The organism is Ornithinimicrobium avium (assembly GCF_003351765.1).
Taxonomy (GTDB): Bacteria; Actinomycetota; Actinomycetes; order Actinomycetales; family Dermatophilaceae; genus Ornithinicoccus; species Ornithinicoccus avius.
On record NZ_CP031229.1, the window covers coordinates 597,116 to 615,552 of the forward strand.

Below are 18,437 nucleotides of genomic sequence, written 5' to 3' on the forward strand. Positions count from 1 at the left end.
AGGATCGGGTCATGGCAGGTTCATCGCAGGAGCACATCCGCCGCCGGGACGACGGGGCGCCGGAGCCGCAGGCCCCGACGCCCCCGCCCGCGGCGCCGCAGGCGCAGAGCGCGGAGCGGGACGAGGCGCTCGACTCGCTGCTCGACGAGATCGACGGCGTGCTGGAGTCCAACGCCACCGAGTTCGTGCACGGCTTCGTACAGAAGGGCGGGCAGTGAGCCGCCGATGATCACCGCGCGCATCTTCGGGATCGAGACCGAGTTCGGCGTCAACGCCACCTTCCGCGGCACCTCGCGGCTCTCCCCGGAGGAGGTCGCGCGCCATCTGTTCCGCAAGGTCGTGGCCTGGGGCCGCTCCAGCAACGTCTTCCTGGTCAACGGCTCGCGGCTCTACCTCGACGTCGGCTCCCACCCGGAGTACGCCACCGCCGAGTGCACCGACCTGCTCGACCTGGTCGCCCACGACAAGGCCGGCGAGCTCATCGTCCAGGACCTCGCCGACGATGCCGAGGCGCGCCTGGCCGAGGAGGGCTTCGACGCGACGATCTACGTGCTGAAGAACAACGTGGACTCCCGCGGCAACTCCTACGGCTCCCACGAGAACTACCTCATCGCCCGCACCCCGCGGCTGGAGCGGGTCACCGACACCCTCGTGCCCTTCCTCGTCACCCGCCAGCTGATGACCGGCGCCGGCCGGCTGCACGTCGTGGGGGAGCGGGCGACATACCTCGTCTCCCAGCGCGCCGACCACATGTGGGAGGGCCTGTCCTCGGCGACCACCCGCTCGCGCCCGATCATCAACACCCGCGACGAGCCGCACGCCGACCCCGGGCGCTACCGGCGCCTGCACGTCATCGTCGGCGACTCCACGATGAGCCAGACCACCACGCTCATGCGGATGGGCACCACCGACCTCGTGCTGCGCGTGCTCGAGGCCGGCACCCGCGTGCCAGACCTCGCCCTGGCCAACCCGGTGCAGGCCATCCGGGACGTCAGCCGCGACCAGACGGGGCGTCTGTCCATCCCGCTCGCCTCGGGGCGCACCATCACCGCGCTCGGTATGCAGCACACGCTCCTCGACCTCGCGGCCCGCCACGCGCAGGGGGCCGGGCTCGCGGACGTCTCGCCGCACCGCGAGGTGCTGGAGCTGTGGGAACGCACCCTGCAGGCGGTGGAGACGGGCGACCTGTCCCTGGTCGACACCGAGATCGAGTGGGTGATGAAGAAGAAGCTGCTCGACGGCTACGCCGCCAAGCACGGCCTGGCACCCCACGACGAGCGCCTGCAGCAGCTCGACCTGGCCTGGCACGACGTGCACCCGACCCGCGGCCTGATGCCGATCCTGCAGCGCTCCGGCGCAGCCCGCACGCTCGTCGACGAGCAGCGGGTGCGGCGGGCGATGGAGGAGCCGCCGGCGACCCGGGCCAAGCTGCGGGGCGACTTCGTGCGGGCCGCCCAGGAGCACCGGCGCGACTTCTCCGTCGACTGGGTCCACCTCAAGCTCAACGACGAGGCCCAGCGCACCGTGGTGTGCAAGGACCCGTTCGCCAGCGTCGACCAGCGGGTCGAGGAGCTCCTGGCACACATCCGCGCCGGCCGGTGAGCGCCGGGGCTCCCACCGGTTCCCCAGGTTCGGGTCGTTAGGCTGGGACGGTTGCCGGTGACGCCGTCCCGGCAGCAGACCACGAACTGACGAGAAGTAAGGATCGCGCGTGCGCTCTCACCGACTGCGGCTGGCCGCCCTGGCGGCCGCCCCGCTCCTGCTCCTCTCCGCGTGCAGCGGGGACGGCGCGGGGACGGACAACGCCTCCCAGAGCACGGGTGCCGACGACGCCGCGGCGACCTCGATCGCGCCCAACGGCAGCGTCTCCGAGCTCTCCGTCGACGACTCCGGCAAGACTCCCACGATCCTGTGGGACGGCAAGCCGATGGCCGACGGCGACCTGCCGTTCTCGGTGGCCTCCACTGAGACCGAGACGGTCAAGAAGGGCGACGGCGAGGAGATCGCCGCCGGCGACGAGGTCGAGGTGCGCTACCTGGCCGTCAACGGCACGACCGGCGAGCAGCTCCTGTCGACCTTCGACGCGGACGAGACGGTCACCCTCGACCTGTCCAACGAGCTGCTCTTCCCGGCGTTCCTCGACGAGCTGCCCGGCGGCAAGGTCGGCGAGAGCCTCCTCATGGGGATCCCGGCGGCCGACGCGTTCGGCACCAACGGCAACGAGCAGCTCGGGGTGGGCCCCCAGGACACCCTGGTGTTCTACGTGGAGGTCGTCGACGCGCACGCGCCGCTGACCAAGGCCGAGGGCAAGGCCGTCACCCCCAAGGACAAGGACCTGCCCAAGGTCGAGGCCGACGGCGAGAGCGCCGCCACGATCACCATCCCCGAGGGCGTCGACGCCCCGACCAAGCTCGTCAGCCAGGTCCTGATCAAGGGCGAGGGCCCGGAGGTCAAGGCGGGCCAGACCATCAAGGTCAACTACACCGGCGTGAAGTGGTCCGACGGCGAGGGCTTCGACGACTCCTACCAGCGGGGCGAGCCGGCCGAGTTCCCGATCGGCCTCGGCAAGGTCATCAAGGGCTGGGACGAGGGCCTTGTCGGACAGACCGTCGGCTCGCGGGTCCTCCTCGTGGTGCCGCCCAAGGACGCCTACGCCGACCAGCCGGACCATGAATTGAAGGAGGAGACACTCGTCTTCGTCGTTGACATCCTTGGTGCCTATTGAGAAGGCAGTGCACGAGACCGCATGGAGTCACCGTTGGCGGATGCTCGGGGTACGGGACGTGGGGATCGGGGCGGAGGCTTTAGATCCGCAGCCACTGTGATGATGGGTACGGACTCCCACCGGCGCACACAACGTCGTCGACCGCCGGCGACGTCGGCCGAGGACCGGGACCCATGCCCAACCGCTTCGACGAGGTGGTCTTCGCACCCCCCCCGCCGGGCTGGTTCAAGTCGAACTCGCGGCCCGGCCGGTTGACTGGTATATTCGAGCACGCTCGGTTCAGGAACTCAAGGAAGAGGGATAGAGCATGAACGTCCGCAGTCTTCACTATGTATGCAGCGGCGTGCTGGGCTTGGCGCTGATCGGAGGGACAACGGCCGCAGCGGCGACCGATTCAGCAGACGAATCGCGTCCGGAATATGCTGCCGTCGCAAATAATCCACACATTTCGGCGCAGGTGATGGAAAGCCTACCCGATATGATAAGAGATGATCCCGATGTATACATATCGCCAGATATCACTGAGGATACGGTAATCGTCGACGCTAACGGCGATTTGGTGCCCGGGCAGAATGGAGAAGAGGCCCAAGTCGCGGCCAGTACGTGCGGCAATGGCTTCAATGCCGGCTGGGCCGGGAATTACGTTTATAGCCGGTCAAATTGCGCACTTTGGGGTCACGATGGGTATTACATCACTTATCGTTGGAGCTACGGGGTCTTGGGGCCAAATGTGAGCATGAAGGTGAAGGGGTATCTTTACCCTGGGCCGTATGCGGCGTGGCAATACGGGGGTACCTACAATCCTGGAAGTTATCGAATTCATTGGGGCAACGTGTTGGCGTACCCAGAAGTGGGCGGTGCCAGCGTGTCGGCCACGTCTTCGAATAGAGTCTCTTGGTATCACTCAAAAAGCTCCTAATGAGATTGGCCAAGGCTTTGAGAAATCCGGTCGCGTTTCATTCCGCAAGTGAACCCGAACCAGCCCTTCTCATGGCGTCCGCACTGCCTTTGCCGGACCAATCGCGGATCCTCGGCCCATGTGCCACGCCAGTATCGTCGTAGTTATCTCTGCTACTGACCGAGCCTCAAGCCGTGCCCGCCTGGCATACGGCGAATCTAAAGGAACAGCACATGAGCCAGTCACCGTTCGGCGAGGTCAGGAAGGCCAAGCCCGAGATCGACTTCCCCGGCGACACCCCGCCCACCGAGCTGGAGATCGAGGACATCGAGGTCGGCAAGGGCGAGGAGGCGACCGCCGGAAAGCAGATCTCGGCGCACTACGTCGGCGTCGCCTGGTCCACCGCCGAGGAGTTCGACGCCTCCTGGAACCGCGGCCAGCCGCTCGACTTCACCGTCGGGGTGGGCCAGGTCATCGCGGGCTGGGACCAGGGCCTGCTCGGCATGAAGGTCGGCGGCCGCCGCAAGATCACCATCCCGCCGCACCTGGGCTACGGCGACCGCGGTGCGGGCGCCGCCATCAAGGGCGGCGAGACGCTGATCTTCGTCGTCGACCTGGTCGACGTGCGCTGACCCCGGTGCGCCCGCGCGCCCCCGTCAGCCCTGCGGCTGGCGGGGGCGCAGCACGTGCAGCCCCAGGTCGGCCGAGAGCTGCCGGAAGGCGAGCTCGCCGCGCACCGAGGTGCCGTGGCCGTCGAGCCTGGGGGAGTAGGTCGCGATGCCGCACCGACCCGGCACGGCGCCGAAGATGCCGCCGCTGATGCCGCTCTTGGCCGGGATGCCGACGGTGGAGACCCAGTCGCCCGCGGAGTCGTACATGCCGCAGGTGAGCATCACCGACAGCACCTGCTGGGTCGCCTTGAGGTGGAGGGCGCGCTCGTCGCTGCCCGGGACGAGTCCACCGGTGGCGAGGGTGGCGCCGATCCGCGCCAGCTCGACCGTGCTCACCTCCAGCGCGCACTGCCGAGAGTAGCCGTCCACCACGTCGTGGGGGTCGTCGGGCAGCACCGACAGGGCCCTGACCATGTGGGCGATGCCGAGGTTGCGGTCGCCGCGCTCCATCTCCTGGGCGTAGCAGTCCTGGTCCATCGCCAGGTCCCGGCCGGCCATCCGCGAGTGCAGCTGGCGGATCCGCTCGAAGCGGTCGTCCGCGTGGGGCCCGCGCACCAGGGAGTGGGCCACCAGGGCGCCGGCGTTGATCATCGGGTTGTCCGGCCGGTTGGACTCCTCGTCGAGGCTGATCCGGTTGAACGCGTCGCCCGACGGCTCGACGTCGACGTGCCGCAGCACCTCGGCCAGCCCCACGTCCTCGATCGCCTGCCCGTAGACCGCCGGCTTGCTCATCGACTGGATCGGGAACAGCTGTTCGGTGTCGCCGGCGCTCCACACCTGCCCGTCGACGTCGACGATCGCGACGGCGAGCAGGTCGGGGTCGGCCTCGGCGTGCACCGGCAGGTCGTGCGGGGCGCCGCGGTCCAGGTCGCGGACGCTCTCGAGGAGCTCGCTCAGGTATGCGGTGACGTCCTGGGTGGGCATGGCGTCACCCTAGGCGCCGGCGCGTCGGGCGGCGTGCGCGCCCGCAGCGGCTGCCGCCAGGAACGAGGCGGTGTCCTGCTCGAGACCGCGTCCCATGGTGGACAGGCGCACGGGCACCTCGCGCAGCGCGTCGAGGAGGCCGTCCACCACGACCTCGACCATCGACAGGTGGGGGGCGCCGCCGACAAGGTCGTCCACCTGCGCCCGGACCTGGGTCAGGCAACGGTCGGTGTCCGGCAGGCCGGTGGTGCCGACCGGCACCACGATCTCGGCCGGGTGCGCCAGCACGCGTGCGTATGCCGTCGCGCTGTGGTGCGACAGGCCGCGGTGCCTCGGTCTGGGGTCGGACTGCGAGACGCGGAGCGAGGCGACGGCCCGCCCGCCGAGCACGGCCGCGGCGTTGAGCGCCTCGCCGGCATGCACGCCGGAGAAGCCCCACCGGGTGCCGGTCCCGAGGTTGCCCGGGCCCTGGACGACGACGACCAGGTCGGCACCGAGGAGGTGGTGGGCGGCCAGCAGCGCGCTGTGCACGGTGACCGCCTCGAGGTCGCCGCCGTAGGCCTGCCCGGCGGTGACCGTCGCCGCGAGCCAGCCGGCCGCGCGCAGGTCGGCGCAGGTGCGCGAGAACGCCGCGGGCAGCGCGCCGCCGTCGGTCATGACGTAGGCGACCCGTGCCTCGGGCCGGACCGTCCGGACGCCGGCCAGCACCGCGGGGAGCGCGGAGTGCAGGTCGGCCGCCACGACCGGCATCCCGTCGAGGTCGTCGGCGTCCTCGAGCAGGACGTGGTGCTCGCCCTCCGGATCGTCGGCGCCCAGCACCATCGTCTGCAGCGGGGTGTAGCGCGCCTTGACCAGGTGCCCCGGCGCGTCGGGGTCGGGGGAGGGCCAGGCTCCCGGCCGGTCGGGGACGGCGACGACCACGGCATACCCACCCGTGCCCAGGTCGCGCTCCAGGGCGGTGGTGTTGAGCAGCACCCGGTCGCCGGCCACCGGAGTGCCGACGACGTCGCGGTAGGCCAGCGCGCGGACGGTCCCCCGGGCCTCGACGGCCACGTCGAGGACGACCACGCCTTCCCACCCTGGCCGCTCGCCGGTCACGATGCCCTCTCGCCACTGGATCACACCAGGAGACTAGTAGCCTGCTCCTCATGCCCAAGGCCACGAAGGGTCCGTCGCCCGCGGCGGCCAAGACCGAGCGGCTGCTCAACCTCGTCATCGCGCTGCTCTCGACGCGCCAGCCGCTGTCCAAGGCACGCATCCGCGAGGCGGTGCCGGACTACAGCGACAACGACGAGGCGTTCGAGCGGATGTTCGAGCGCGACAAGGACGAGCTGCGCGCGCTCGGGATCCCGCTGCGGACCGAGCCGATCGACCCGTTCTTCGACGACGAGCCCGGCTACCGCATCGACCAGCGCGAGTACGCCCTGCCCGAGCTGTCCTTCGAGCCCGACGAGCTGGCGGTCATCGGGCTGGCCAGCCGCGCCTGGAGCCACGCGAGCCTGGCCGGCCCGGCCGCGCAGGCCATGCGCAAGCTCGAGGCCGCCGGGGTCGTGCGGGACGAGGCCTCGGTAGCCGGCATCGAGCCGCTGCTGCGCACCAGCGAGCCGGCCTTCGAGCCGGTGCGCGACGCCGTGCTGACCCGCACACCGCTGACCTTCGACTACCGCGGCGGCAGCGGCGACCTCGCCCAGCGGCACGTGCAGCCGTGGTCGCTGACCAGCTGGCACGGCCGCTGGTACGTCACCGGCCACGACCTCGACCGCGACGCACCGCGCGTCTTCCGGCTGGACCGGATCAGCGGGCGGCCCGCCCGCGCCGGCCGCCCGGGAGGGTATGACGTGCCCGCCGACCACGACCCGCTCACGATGATCCGTGCCTCCTCGGGCGACGCGCCCGGCACGAGCGTGGTGGCGCGGCTGCGCGTGCGCGACCGGGCGGCGTCCTCGCTGCGGCGGCGCGGCACGGTCGTGACCGACCGGTCCGCGCCCGAGGGGTGGGACACGCTGGAGCTGGCTGTCGGCGACCTGCGCGCCCTGGCCGAGGAGGTGGCGGCCGCCGGCGCCGACGTGCGCGTCGCAGAGCCGCCCGAGCTCGCCGAGCAGGTCCGCTCGATCCTGCAGGCCGTCCTGGACGCGCACGGGGCAGGCGCAGCATGAGCACCTACGAGAGCGCCACCTCGCGCCTGGGCCGGCTGCTGGCGATGGTGCCCTGGCTGCTCAACCGGCAGGGCATCGACCTGGCCAGCGCCGCCGCCGAGCTCGGCGTGAGCGAGTCCCAGGTCGTCGACGACCTCCAGGTCCTCTTCGTCTGCGGCACGCCCGGGCACTACCCGGACGACCTCATCGACGCACAGTGGGAGGACGGGCGCGTCTACGTCTCCAACGCCGACTCGATCGCCCGACCCCTGCGGCTCGGGCGGGACGAGGCCCTCGCCCTGATCGTCGCCCTGCGCGCACTGGCGGACACGCCGGGGCTCGCGCACAGCGACGCCGTCGACCGGGCGCTGGCCAAGCTGGAGCAGGCCGCCGGCGACGTCGCACAGGCCGCGGGCAAGGTGAGCGTCGACCTCGAGCCCGAGCTGCCCGCCGACATGGTCGGGGCCGTGCGCACCGCGCTGACGGAGTCGCGCCGCATGCACCTGCGCTACCGGGTCGCCAGCCGGGACGAGACCACCGAGCGCGACGTCGACCCGTTGCGGGTCGTCTCGGTCGACGGCCGGTGGTACCTGGAGGGCTGGTGCCACCGCGCCCAGGGCGTGCGGCTCTTCCGCCTGGACCGGGTCGAGGACGCCCAGGTCCTCGACCAGCCGGCGACGCCGCCGGCCGGCCTGCCCGAGCGCGACCTGTCCGGTGGCGCGTTCCGCGGCTCGCCGGAGGACCTCGTGGTGACGCTCCACCTGGAGCCTGGGTCGGCCTGGGTGGCCGAGAGCTTCCCCGTGGAATCGGTCACCGAGCTCGGCGACGGGCGGCTGGAGGTGACGATGCGGGTCGGCGACCCGCGCTGGCTGCACCGGCTCGTGCGCCGCCAGGGCGGGGGAGTGCGCGTGCTCGCACCTGGCCCCCTGGTGGAGGAGGTCGCGGCCCGGGCGCGGGCCGCGCTGGAGGGCTACGGGATGGAAGAGGGCTGAGCACCCAGCCGGCGCAGCTAGACTGACGCGCGCAGAGTGCGCCCTCCCGACGGGGTGCGCCCGACAGAAGAGAGGTGACCTCCGCATGGGAGGTATCAAGCTGTGGCACATCATCGTCCTGATCATCGCCTTCGTGGTGCTCTTCGGGTGGAAGAACCTGCCCAGCGCCGCCCGGAGCCTGGGTGAGTCGATGCGCGTCTTCAAGTCCGAGGTCGACCAGATGAAGGACGACAGCGCCGCCCGCAAGGACAAGGACAAGGGCGAGCCCGAGGACACCGCCCAGGAGGAGTACCGCCGCCTCGACGAGGGGCGCGGCGACGAGACCACCCCGCGCGCCTGACCCCGCCCGCCGCATACCCCTGACCGGGAGGACCCAGGCCGATGGCGCACGCCGCGCGGACGAAGAACCCCGAGGGACGGATGTCCCTGGGGGAGCACTTCCGTGAGCTGCGCAACCGGCTGCTGATCTCCTCCCTCGTCGTGGCCGCCGGCGCCGTCGTCGGCTGGTACTTCTACGACCCGATCGTCGACTTCATCTCCGCACCCGTGACGGCCGTGCGCAACGCCGAGGGCGGGCGCATCGTCACCCTCAACTTCGACACGCTCACCGGGGCCTTCGCGATGCAGATGAAGGTCTCGGTCTTCGCCGGCATCCTGCTGGCCAGCCCGGTGTGGATCTGGCAGGGGTGGGGATTCCTCCTGCCGGGCCTGACGCCCAAGGAGAAGCGGGTCGCGCTGTCCTACTTCTTCGCCGCGATCCCCCTCTTCCTGCTGGGCGCCGCACTGGCGGGCTTCAGCTTCCCCCGCCTCTACCGGATCCTGCTCGAGTTCGCGCCGGACAACTTCACCAACATCCAGAACGCCAACGACTACCTGTCCACGGCGATGTTCTTTGTCCTCGCCTTCGGCCTGGCCTTCCTGCTCCCGGTCCTCCTCGTCGCGCTCAACCAGATCGGGATCCTGCCGGCGCGCACGATGCTCAAGGGCTGGCGGATCACCCTCTTCCTCTGCCTGGTCTTCTCGGCGTTCATGACGCCCGACCCCTCCGGCTTCGCGATGATCGTGATGGCGATGCCGATCTTCGTCCTCTACTGGTGCGCGGTCGCGCTGTCCTTCGCCCTCGAGCGGCGCAAGCGCCGGCGCGCGGACCGCCACGACGACCTCGCACCGGACGAGGCGACCCCGCTGCCATGAGGTATGCCGTCGCGCACGGACGGCGGTCCGGGCGCGGCGGCGCCGCCGCCCTGGGCGCCGAGGCGGTCGCCCGGCTGCGCGCGGCCGGTCACCGGGTCACCGAGATCGAGGCCGGCTCCTACGAGGAGGCCCGGGCCCGCTGCGGGGCGGCGGTGGCGGACGGGGTGGACGTTCTGACGGTGGCCGGCGGCGACGGCCTGGTGAGCCTGGCCACCCAGCTGTGCGCCGGGACGGACACGGCCGTCGGGATACTCCCGGCCGGCACCGGTAACGACAACGCCCGCTCGCTGGGCATCCCGCGCGACCCCGAGGGTGCGCTGGCGACCCTCGTGGAGGGAGACCTGCGCATCCTCGACACCCTCCACGTCGCCGAGCTCGACCGGCACGTGCTCGGCTCGGTCAACGCCGCCCTGGACGCGCGGATCGCGCACCGGGCCACGCTGCTGCCGCGCCCGCTGGGGGCCGCCAGCTACACGGTCGCGGCCCTGGTCGAGATCGCCCGACTGCGGTGGACCCCGCCGCTGCACTACCGCCTCACCCTCACCGGGCCGCACGGCGAGGACACCCAGGAGCTGGACGCGCTCGTGGTCGTCCCCGCCAACCTGCCCTATCTGGGCGGAGGCCTGCACCTGTCGCCCGGCAGCGACCCGGCCGACGGGCTGCTCGACCTGGTCGTGGTCAGGCCGCTCTCCCCCTCGCGCGCCCTCGCGCTGCTGCACGCGGTCCGGGCGGGACGGCATACCTCGATGCCGGAGGTGGAGGTGCGCCGCGCGACCCGGGTCCGCATCGAGGGACCCGCGGACGTCGTCGCCCACGGCGACGGGGAGGCCCTCGGCCCGCTGCCTCTCACCGTCGAGGTGCGCCCGGCGTCCGTGCAGGTGGTCGTCCCGCGCTGACATAGCCTGAGGGCATGTCCACCCCCGCCGAGCGCTACGCCCTGTCCCGAGAGCGGTCCGCCCGGGAGGCCAGCCCCGCCGGCCGGTTCACCGCCTCGCTGGACTTCGAGCTCGACGGCTTCCAGCTCGAGGCGATCCAGGCCGTCCAGGACGGAGCCGGGGTGCTCGTCGCCGCGCCCACCGGCGCCGGCAAGACCGTCGTGGGCGAGTTCGCGGTGGCGCTGGCCCTGGAGACCGGGCGCAAGGCGTTCTACACCACCCCGATCAAGGCGCTGTCCAACCAGAAGTACCACGACCTCGTCACCCGGCACGGCGCCTCGAAGGTCGGGCTGCTCACCGGCGACTCCTCCATCAACGGCGAGGCCCCGGTGGTGGTGATGACCACCGAGGTGCTGCGCAACATGATGTATGCCGCCTCGCCCACCCTGCGCGGGCTCGGCTTCGTGGTGATGGACGAGGTGCACTACCTGGCCGACCGGTTCCGCGGGGCGGTGTGGGAGGAGGTCATCATCCACCTGCCGCAGTCCGTGCAGGTCATCTCCTTGTCGGCGACGGTGAGCAACGCCGAGGAGTTCGGCGACTGGCTGCGCTCCGTCCGGGGCGGCGAGGGGACCGAGGTCATCGTCGCCGAGCACCGGCCGGTGCCGCTGTGGCAGCACATGATGGTCGGTGCGGGCCTGTTCGACCTGTTCGTCACCGACTTCGGGCGCGAGGGCACCACCAAGGTCAACCCCGAGCTGCTGCAGCGCATCGCCCAGGCCGAGCGGTCCAGCACCGGCTGGTCGCGGGAGGACGCAGGGGCGCCGCGGGGACGCCGCGGGCAGCCCAGGGGGAAGTACCAGGGCCGCTCGCCCCGGACCGAGGACGCGGTGCCGCTGGCCCAGCGCGGGGCCCTGCCCGGTGGCGGGGCGAGCCGCTCCCAGGTCATCGACCGGCTGGACCAGCAGGGTCTGCTGCCGGCCATCACCTTCATCTTCAGCAGGGCCGGCTGCGAGGCGGCGGTCCAGCAGCTGCTCTCGCGCGGCACCCGGCTGGTGCCCGAGGACGAGAGCCGCCGGATCCGCGACCTGGTCCAGGTGCGCGCGGCCGACGTGGACGCGGCCGACCTCGGCGTGCTGGGCTACCACGACTTCGTCGAAGGCCTCTCCCGGGGGTTCGCCGCCCACCACGCCGGCATGCTGCCGCTCTTCCGCGAGATCGTCGAGGAGCTCTTCACCGCCGGGCGGGTCAAGGCGGTCTTCGCCACCGAGACGCTGGCGCTCGGCATCAACATGCCGGCGCGCACCGTCGTCCTGGAGCGGCTGGTGAAATTCAACGGGGAGACCCATGCCCCGATCACCCCGGCGGAGTACACCCAGCTCACCGGCCGCGCCGGTCGGCGCGGCATCGACGTCGAGGGGCACGCGGTGGTGCTGTGGCGCCGCGGCGTGGACCCGCTCGAGGTGGCCGGGCTGGCCTCGACCCGCACCTACCCGCTGCGCAGCTCCTTCCGGCCCAGCTCCAACATGGCCGTCAACCTGGTGGCCCAGTACGGCCGGGACCGCGCCCACGAGCTCCTGCAGAGCAGCTTCGCCCAGTTCCAGGCCGACCGCTCGGTCGTCGGGATGACCACCCGCGTCCGGGAGAACAAGGTCGCCCTCGACGGCTACGCCGAGGCGATGACCTGCGACCGGGGCGACTTCCGGGAGTACGGCCGGCTGCGCCACGAGCTGGTCACCCTGGAGAAGAAGCAGGCCAGGCGACGGCAGTCCCAGCGGCGGGCCGACATCGGTCAGGCGCTGGAGGACCTGTCGGTGGGCGACGTCGTCCGGCTGGACGCCGGCCGCAAGGGCACGATGGGCGTCGTGCTGCCCACGCGCGGCAGCCGGGACGCCTCCGAGCGCACCGTCCTGACCTCCAACGGCAGCCTGCAGCAGCTCACCGTCGCCGGCTTCAAGGACGTGCCGGCCGTGCTCGGGACGCTGCGGGTGCCGGGCAACTTCAACCCGCGCAGCCCCAGGGCGCGCAAGGACCTCGCCGCGACCATGCGGACCAAGGTGCACCCGCCGGCGCCGGGACGCGGCAGGTCGGCGCAGCGCACGGCATACCCGCAGGAGGGGGAGGGGCGCGTCGACGAGCTGCGCGCCCAGCTGCGGGCCCACCCGTGCCACGCCTGCCCCGACCGGGAGGAGCACGCGCGCTGGTCGGAGCGTTGGTGGGCGCTGCGCAAGGAGACCGACGACCTGCAGCGGCGGGTCTCGGAGCGGACCAACACGGTGGCCAAGACCTTCGAGCGGATCTGCGACCTCCTCGTGGAGCTGGGCTACCTGACGCCGGACGGGCAGGAGGTGACCGCCGAGGGGCAGCGGCTGCGGCGGATCTACACCGAGCTCGACCTGGTCGTCGCCGAGGCGCTGCGGCGCGGCACCTGGACCAGGCTGGCCCCGGCCGACCTGGCCGCCGTGGTCTCCGCGCTGGTGCACGAGGCGCGCGGGGACGACCTGTCCGACCCGCGGATCCCGACCGTCGAGGTCGAGGAGGCGCTCGGCGAGATGGGTGCGATCTGGCGCGAGGTGACCACCCGCAAGAGCGCGCACGACCTCGAGGGTGACCGCGAGCTGGACGCGGGGATCGCCTGGATGGTGCACCGGTGGGCCTCCGGCCGCGGCCTGACCGAGGTGCTGCGCGAGGGCGGCATGTCCGCCGGTGACTTCGTGCGCCGGTGCAAGCAGGTGGTCGACCTGCTCGGCCAGGTCGCACAGGCGGCCGACCCGCCGGTCGCGCGGGCGGCCCGGCGTGCTACCGAGGCGATCCTGCGCGGCGTGGTGGCGGCCGACCGCCTGGACTGAGCCGTCGGCGGCCAGGACTAGGCTGCCGACATGTCTGACATCGTCATCTGCTCGCCCCTCCGCACGCCGGTCGGAGGCTTCCTCGGGAGCCTGCAGACGCTGACCGCGGCGGACCTGGGCACCCAGCTGCTGGCGGTGCTGCTCGAGCGCACCGGGCTGCAGGACGGCGACGTCGACGACGTGATCGTCGGCAACGCCAACCCCAGCGGCGAGATCCCCGCGCTCGGCCGGATCCTCGCGCTCAACACCGGCCTGGACCAGGCGCCGGGCATGCAGCTGGACCGCCGGTGCGGGTCCGGGCTCCAGGCGGTGCTGGCCGCCGCCTCGCAGATCGCCAGCGGCGGCGCCGGGCTCGTCGTCGCCGGGGGTGCGGAGTCGATGAGCCAGGTGGAGCACTACGCGCTGCTGCGCCAGGGCGTGCGCGCCGACGTCCACCTCGCCGACCGGCTGGGCCGGGCGCGGGCGACCGCGGGCGGTGAGCGGCACCCCATACCCGGGGGGATGATCGAGACGGCCGAGAACCTGCGCCGTGACTACTCCGTCTCGCGCGAGGAGCAGGACGCCCTCGCCGTCCGGTCCCACCAGAGGGCCGCCGCCGCCCAGGCTGAAGGCCGGTATGCCGAGGAGCTGGTCCCGGTGACCGTCACCTCGCGCAGGGGAGACGTGGTCGTGGACACCGACGAGCACGTCCGGCCCGGGACGACCACGGAGGTCCTGGCGGGGCTGCGCCCGATCCTGGGGCGGCAGGACCCGGAGGCGACGGTGACCGCGGGCAACGCCAGCGGGCAGAACGACGCGGCGGCGCTGTGCGTGGTGACGACCCGGGAGACGGCGGAGGCCCGCGGGTTGGAGCCGCTGGTCGCGCTGCGCTCGTGGGCCGTCGCGGCGGTGCCGCCGGAGACGATGGGGATCGGTCCGGTGCCGGCCTCGGCCAAGGCGCTGGAGCGCGCCGGGCTGACCATGAAGGACCTGGACCTGATCGAGCTCAACGAGGCCTTCGCCGCCCAGGCGCTGGCCGTGCTCACCGAGTGGGGGATGCGCGACCCGTCGACCTGGGAGCGGCTCAACCCCAACGGGTCGGGCATCTCGCTGGGGCACCCGGTCGGGGCGACCGGCGGGCGGATCCTGGCCACCCTCGCCCACGAGCTGAGGCGGCGCGAGGGACGCTACGCCCTGGAGACGATGTGCATCGGCGGCGGGCAGGGGCTGGCGGCCGTCTTCGAGAGAGTGGTCTGAGATGGGTCTGCGCGCCGACCAGCTGACCGACGGCGAGGAGGTCGTCATGACGCTGCGCACCCACTGGAAGGCGCTGGTCCGCCCGGGGACCGTGCTCGTGCTGCTGGTCGCGGCGGTGCTCCTGGTCTGGGTGTTCGTGCGCGGCGAGTCGTGGTCGACCCTCGCCGGGGTGGTCGTCGGCGTGCTGGCCGCCGCTGCGGCGGTGCTGTGGGTGGTGGTGCCGGTGCTGAGGTGGCGCAGCGAGGCCTACGTCGTCACGACGCGCCGGATCGCGCACCGGGCCGGGATCCTGACCCGCACCGGGCGCGACATCCCGCTGCACCGCGTCAACGACATCGCGCTGGAGAAGGGCGTGCTGGACCGGATGCTGGGCTGCGGCACGCTGGTGGTCTCCGACGCGACCGAGAAGGCCGGCATGGTCCTGCACGACGTCCCCCGCGTCGAGCGGGTGCTGGTCGACCTGCAGGGCCTGCTCTACCGCTACGACGACGGCTCCGACGACGGGGAGTGGCCGCCGACCGAGCCGCAGCGACGCTGAGGGTGGCTCACTCGGGCCGCAGGTCGAGGGCCTTCATCAGGCGTCCCACGGGGCTGCCGAGGTCGTAGGCCTCGACGAGCTGCTGGAGGGTCTCGGGGTCGGCGAGCTCGCGCGGGACCGTCAGCGGCACGTCTGGCAGCGGAGCGTCCTTGGCGACGAGGACGACCTCGGGGGCGACGTCGAGGTAGTCCGAGGCCGCCTCCAGGTTGGTCCGGCGGGCGCCCTTGATGGCCGGGTCACCGGCGGCGACGGCTGCACGCAGGCCGGCGAGCGAGCCGTAGGTGGTGATGAGCTGCGCCGCAGTCTTGTCACCGATGCCCTTGACCCCGGGCAGTCCGTCGCTGGTGTCGCCCCGGAGCGTGGCCATGTCGGCGTACTGGAGGCCAGTGGAGACCCCGTACCGGGCCTGGAGGTCGGCCTGACGGATCTCCTCGGCGTCCCGGACGCCGGCCCGCGCGGTGTAGACCACGGTGACGTCCGCCGCGTCGTCCACGAGCTGGAAGAGGTCGCGGTCGCCGGTCACGACCGCGACCGGGCCGCGCCCGCGGTGCCGGTGGGTCAGGGTGCCGATGACGTCGTCGGCCTCGTAGCCGTCCGAGCCGAGCACGGGGATGCCGAAGGACTCAAGGGCGCGGCGGATGATCGGCACCTGCGCCTCGAGCCCCGGCGGCGCCTCCTCCTTGTCCTGCGTCCCCGGCACGAGCCGGTGCGCCTTGTAGGACGGGATCGCGCGCACCCGGAACTCGGGCCGCCAGTCGTTGTCCCAGCACGCCACGAGGTGCGTGGGGGAGAAGCGGGTGACGAGCGTGCCGACCATGTCCAGCAGGCCGCGGACCGCGTTGGTGGGCGTGCCGTCCGGGGCCTCGCGCAGGTCCTTGACCCCGAAGAACGCGCGGAAGTAGAGGCTCGCGCTGTCGAGGAGGAGAAGCCGTTGGGCACCGGTGTCCGCGGGGTGGCTCATGAGGCCCAAGGGTAGGCCCTGCTAGCGTGACGCCGTGCTGCGCGACCGGGTCCTGGACCGCCTGACCTGGCTCGGTGCCCTCGTGACGCTGGCCGCGGCGGTCGTGCTGCTCTTCGGGCCGCTGTGGACGACCGCGGTCGGGGAGAACCCGCTCGAGCGTGCCCCCGGCATCGACATCGGTGCGGTGCTGCGGCTGGCGCTGCCGACGGTCGTGGTGCTGGCCGCCTTCGCGGTGGCGCTGTGCACGGGCCGGTGGAGGGTCGCCGGTGCTGTCCCGCTCCTGGTCATGGGGTACGCCGTGCTCACGGCTCCCGCGCCGCTGCCTGCGTGGTTCCTGCCCGGGCTGGTGCTGACCGCCGCGGGGTATGCGGTGTCGCTGTGGCGGGCGGGCGACTCGTCGGGTCGTGGGTCGAGCTTCGTCGCCTGAGCAGCGCGGCTGGGCAGCGCGGCTGGGGCTGAGCCGGGGCTGTCCACACCCCCTGCGCCTCGGTGGGCAGGCATGCGGCACGTTGTGGATATTCGAACAGGTGTCTGAGTCGGTTGCTAGGGTGTTGGTCGTGGTCGAGATCGGTGGCTGCTGGAGGGTGCAGGGGAGGTGTGGGGAGTGGGAGGGATCCCGGTCGTGGGCGCGGAGGATCCGGGTGGGCGTGCCGTCGACCCGGTGGTGGTGGACCTGCGTGGTGCGGGTGTGCGGCGCTCGCGTGCTGAGGCGGACCTGGTCGTGGCGGTGCGGGGCGTGGTGGAGCGGGTGCAGGAACGCGAGCGGGAGCGGCGTGCCGGGCGTGGCGGGCCGCTGACCGGCGGGTCGCGGGCGCTGTCGCGGGGGGTGCGGCTGGCCGCGATCGGTGAGATCGAGGTGGCGCTGGGGTTCTCGGCGTGGGAGGCGGGTCTGCTGGTGCGGGCGGCCACGGCCGCGGAGCCGCTGGCGGGGATGGTGGACGCGGCGCTGCGTGCGGGGGAGACGACGTGGGTGCAGGTGCGCTGGTTCTACGAGAAGACGGCCTCCTTGGAGGATGACCGGCGGCTGCTGGTCGCCGCGGCCCTGTTCGGCGACGATCCTGGCCTGGCGGCGGGGGACCGGCTGGGCCCGGACGGTGACCTGCACGGTCGGGCGTGGTCGGTGCCCTCGTTCCGGGCCGCGCTGGATGCTGAGGTCACGGCGTGCCGGGGCAGCGACGTGGCGGCCGAGCGGGCGGCCCGGGCGCGGGCCTACGCGGCGCGCCGGACGTGGACCAGGGTGCACGAGGACGGGATGGCGACGCTCTCGATCCGGGGACCGGTGGCCTCGGTGCTGGCTGCGGGCCAGCGGCTGGAGCGTGGTGCCAGGGGCGTGAGGGCCGCCGGTGACCCCCGCACCCTGGGCCAGCTGGGTGTCGACGTGGGTCTGGGACTGCTGACCTACGCCACCGTCGCCCTGCACGGGTGCCCGGACAAGCAGCCCGACCCCGCGGCCACCGACGCCGTGTCCGGGCACCCCGTGTCCGACGACGCCGTGTCCGACGACGCCGTGTCCGGCGGGGAGTCCGCTGGCGGCGTCCTGTTCGACGAGGTCATCGCCCCGCAGGACATGGAGCTGCTGGCCCGGGTGGTCAACGGGCTGCCGCCGGTCGCCCTGCAGGTGGTCCTGCCGTATTCGACGATGGCCGGCGGGTTCCCGATCTGCGGGCGCTGCAGCGGCCCCCTGGACGCACCAGAACCCCGGGACACCGGCCAGCAGGAGGCTGTCCACAACCGGCCACCCGGGGCGGGGCAGGACTCTGCCCGTCGCGGGCCGCCGGGGCGGTCCGGGCGTGGCCGGGTGGGTGAGGTGCTGGGTCCGAACCCGTTCTTCGTCTCCGAGGGCCACGCCCGGGAGCTGGCGCTGATGCCGGGCACCACCCTGCACCGGCTGGTGGTGGACCCGCGTGATGGTCGGCTCGTGGAGCGGACGATCAAGGGCTACCGGCCCGACGCCGACATGCGCCGGCAGGTGGTCGCCGCGGACGTCTACTCCCGGGCCCCGGGGGCCAGGGCCCGGACCGGGGAGCTGGACCACGTCACCCCCTACGGCTGGGCCGGTGGTCCGACGAGCGAGGTCAACCTGGCGCTGCTGGCCAAGCGGCCCCACCGGTACAAGACCGAGGGGACCTGGCAGGTGGAGATCGGCGCCCGGCGGGACCTGACGTTCACGACCCTGCTGGGCCAGGTGGTCAGGACCCGGGTGCACGACTACCGCACCTACCTCAGGCAGGTCCATCCCGATGACCTGGAGGATCGCCGGGACCTGGCCGGTCAGCTCCTGCAGGCCGCCCTGGCCGACCGGGCCGGGATCCAGGGCAGGCGCCGCGGCGACGGGCTCACGACGGAGCACACCGACCCCGACACCGGGCAGACCCGCCCCGGCCCCCGCCCCGACCAGCCCACCATCGACGACCTGCTCGGGGACGAGGACGCGTGACG

17 protein-coding genes are annotated in these 18,437 nt (G+C 72.5%); 14 read left to right on the top strand and 3 right to left on the bottom strand.

What is annotated here, in order from left to right; all coding sequences use genetic code 11:
• The first annotated feature begins 11 nt into the window (after window positions 1-11).
• From DV701_RS02810 to DV701_RS02825, 4 genes are all read left to right on the top strand, one after another.
• Entirely contained in the window at window positions 12-218 is a 207-nt protein-coding gene (locus DV701_RS02810; RefSeq protein WP_114926978.1) for a ubiquitin-like protein Pup, read from the top strand.
• Window positions 219-225: 7 nt separating this feature from the next.
• Window positions 226-1,602 carry a Pup--protein ligase gene (gene pafA, locus DV701_RS02815; RefSeq protein ID WP_407669339.1) on the top strand — a complete coding sequence of 459 codons (1,377 nt, stop codon included), beginning with the start codon at window positions 226-228 and terminating at the stop codon, window positions 1,600-1,602.
• A 109-nt stretch (window positions 1,603-1,711) separates the two neighbouring features.
• Window positions 1,712-2,725 (top strand): FKBP-type peptidyl-prolyl cis-trans isomerase, encoded by a 1,014-nt coding sequence (locus DV701_RS02820; RefSeq protein ID WP_114926979.1) that lies wholly within the window; start codon window positions 1,712-1,714, stop codon window positions 2,723-2,725.
• Between the two features lie 1,131 nt (window positions 2,726-3,856).
• Window positions 3,857-4,255, top strand: coding sequence for an FKBP-type peptidyl-prolyl cis-trans isomerase (locus DV701_RS02825; RefSeq protein WP_114926980.1), 399 nt, complete (start codon window positions 3,857-3,859; stop codon window positions 4,253-4,255).
• A 24-nt stretch (window positions 4,256-4,279) separates the two neighbouring features.
• On the opposite strand, the gene glsA is transcribed toward DV701_RS02825, so the two are convergent.
• Both glsA and DV701_RS02835 read right to left on the bottom strand, forming a co-directional pair.
• A complete protein-coding gene (glsA, locus tag DV701_RS02830) occupies window positions 4,280-5,218 on the bottom strand; it encodes a glutaminase A (protein ID WP_114926981.1) in 939 nt (312 codons plus the stop codon).
• 9 nt (window positions 5,219-5,227) lie between these two features.
• Entirely contained in the window at window positions 5,228-6,340 is a 1,113-nt protein-coding gene (locus tag DV701_RS02835; RefSeq protein ID WP_114926982.1) for a DUF3866 family protein, read from the bottom strand.
• Window positions 6,341-6,366: 26 nt separating this feature from the next.
• Between DV701_RS02835 and DV701_RS02840 the strand changes: the two genes are divergently transcribed.
• The 8 genes from DV701_RS02840 to DV701_RS02875 all read left to right on the top strand — a co-directional run bounded on the left by DV701_RS02840 (window position 6,367) and on the right by DV701_RS02875 (window position 15,037).
• The gene (locus DV701_RS02840) at window positions 6,367-7,374 is read left to right on the top strand and encodes a helix-turn-helix transcriptional regulator (protein WP_114926983.1); all 1,008 of its coding nucleotides are present in this window, start codon (window positions 6,367-6,369) and stop codon (window positions 7,372-7,374) included.
• Complete coding sequence (locus tag DV701_RS02845; protein WP_114926984.1) at window positions 7,371-8,345, top strand: helix-turn-helix transcriptional regulator; 975 nt, start codon at window positions 7,371-7,373, stop codon at window positions 8,343-8,345. The genes DV701_RS02840 and DV701_RS02845 overlap by 4 nt, the downstream gene beginning before the upstream one ends.
• An 85-nt stretch (window positions 8,346-8,430) precedes the next feature.
• Window positions 8,431-8,685: a Sec-independent protein translocase subunit TatA gene (tatA, locus tag DV701_RS02850; protein WP_114926985.1), complete on the top strand. Its 255-nt coding sequence runs from the start codon at window positions 8,431-8,433 to the stop codon at window positions 8,683-8,685.
• A 41-nt stretch (window positions 8,686-8,726) separates the two neighbouring features.
• Window positions 8,727-9,539, top strand: a complete 813-nt coding sequence (tatC, locus tag DV701_RS02855) for a twin-arginine translocase subunit TatC (RefSeq protein WP_228255187.1) — start codon at window positions 8,727-8,729, stop codon at window positions 9,537-9,539.
• Window positions 9,536-10,435 carry a diacylglycerol/lipid kinase family protein gene (locus DV701_RS02860; RefSeq protein WP_114926986.1) on the top strand — a complete coding sequence of 300 codons (900 nt, stop codon included), beginning with the start codon at window positions 9,536-9,538 and terminating at the stop codon, window positions 10,433-10,435. The genes tatC and DV701_RS02860 overlap by 4 nt, the downstream gene beginning before the upstream one ends.
• A gap of 14 nt (window positions 10,436-10,449) precedes the next feature.
• Window positions 10,450-13,263, top strand: a complete 2,814-nt coding sequence (locus DV701_RS02865; RefSeq protein ID WP_114926987.1) for a DEAD/DEAH box helicase — start codon at window positions 10,450-10,452, stop codon at window positions 13,261-13,263.
• Window positions 13,264-13,293: 30 nt separating this feature from the next.
• Window positions 13,294-14,499, top strand: a complete 1,206-nt coding sequence (locus DV701_RS02870; RefSeq protein ID WP_114926988.1) for an acetyl-CoA C-acetyltransferase — start codon at window positions 13,294-13,296, stop codon at window positions 14,497-14,499.
• 1 nt (window position 14,500) lies between these two features.
• Window positions 14,501-15,037, top strand: a complete 537-nt coding sequence (locus DV701_RS02875) for a PH domain-containing protein (protein ID WP_114926989.1) — start codon at window positions 14,501-14,503, stop codon at window positions 15,035-15,037.
• A gap of 7 nt (window positions 15,038-15,044) precedes the next feature.
• On the opposite strand, the gene DV701_RS02880 is transcribed toward DV701_RS02875, so the two are convergent.
• Complete coding sequence (locus DV701_RS02880) at window positions 15,045-15,998, bottom strand: 5'-3' exonuclease (protein ID WP_114926990.1); 954 nt, start codon at window positions 15,996-15,998, stop codon at window positions 15,045-15,047.
• Between the two features lie 34 nt (window positions 15,999-16,032).
• On the opposite strand from DV701_RS02880, the gene DV701_RS02885 reads away from it, so the two are divergent.
• Together DV701_RS02885 and DV701_RS02890 are read left to right on the top strand one after the other, a co-directional pair.
• The gene (locus tag DV701_RS02885; protein ID WP_114926991.1) at window positions 16,033-16,425 is read left to right on the top strand and encodes a hypothetical protein; all 393 of its coding nucleotides are present in this window, start codon (window positions 16,033-16,035) and stop codon (window positions 16,423-16,425) included.
• A gap of 177 nt (window positions 16,426-16,602) precedes the next feature.
• Window positions 16,603-18,435, top strand: a complete 1,833-nt coding sequence (locus DV701_RS02890; protein WP_114926992.1) for a hypothetical protein — start codon at window positions 16,603-16,605, stop codon at window positions 18,433-18,435.
• Window positions 18,436-18,437: the final 2 nt, after the last annotated feature.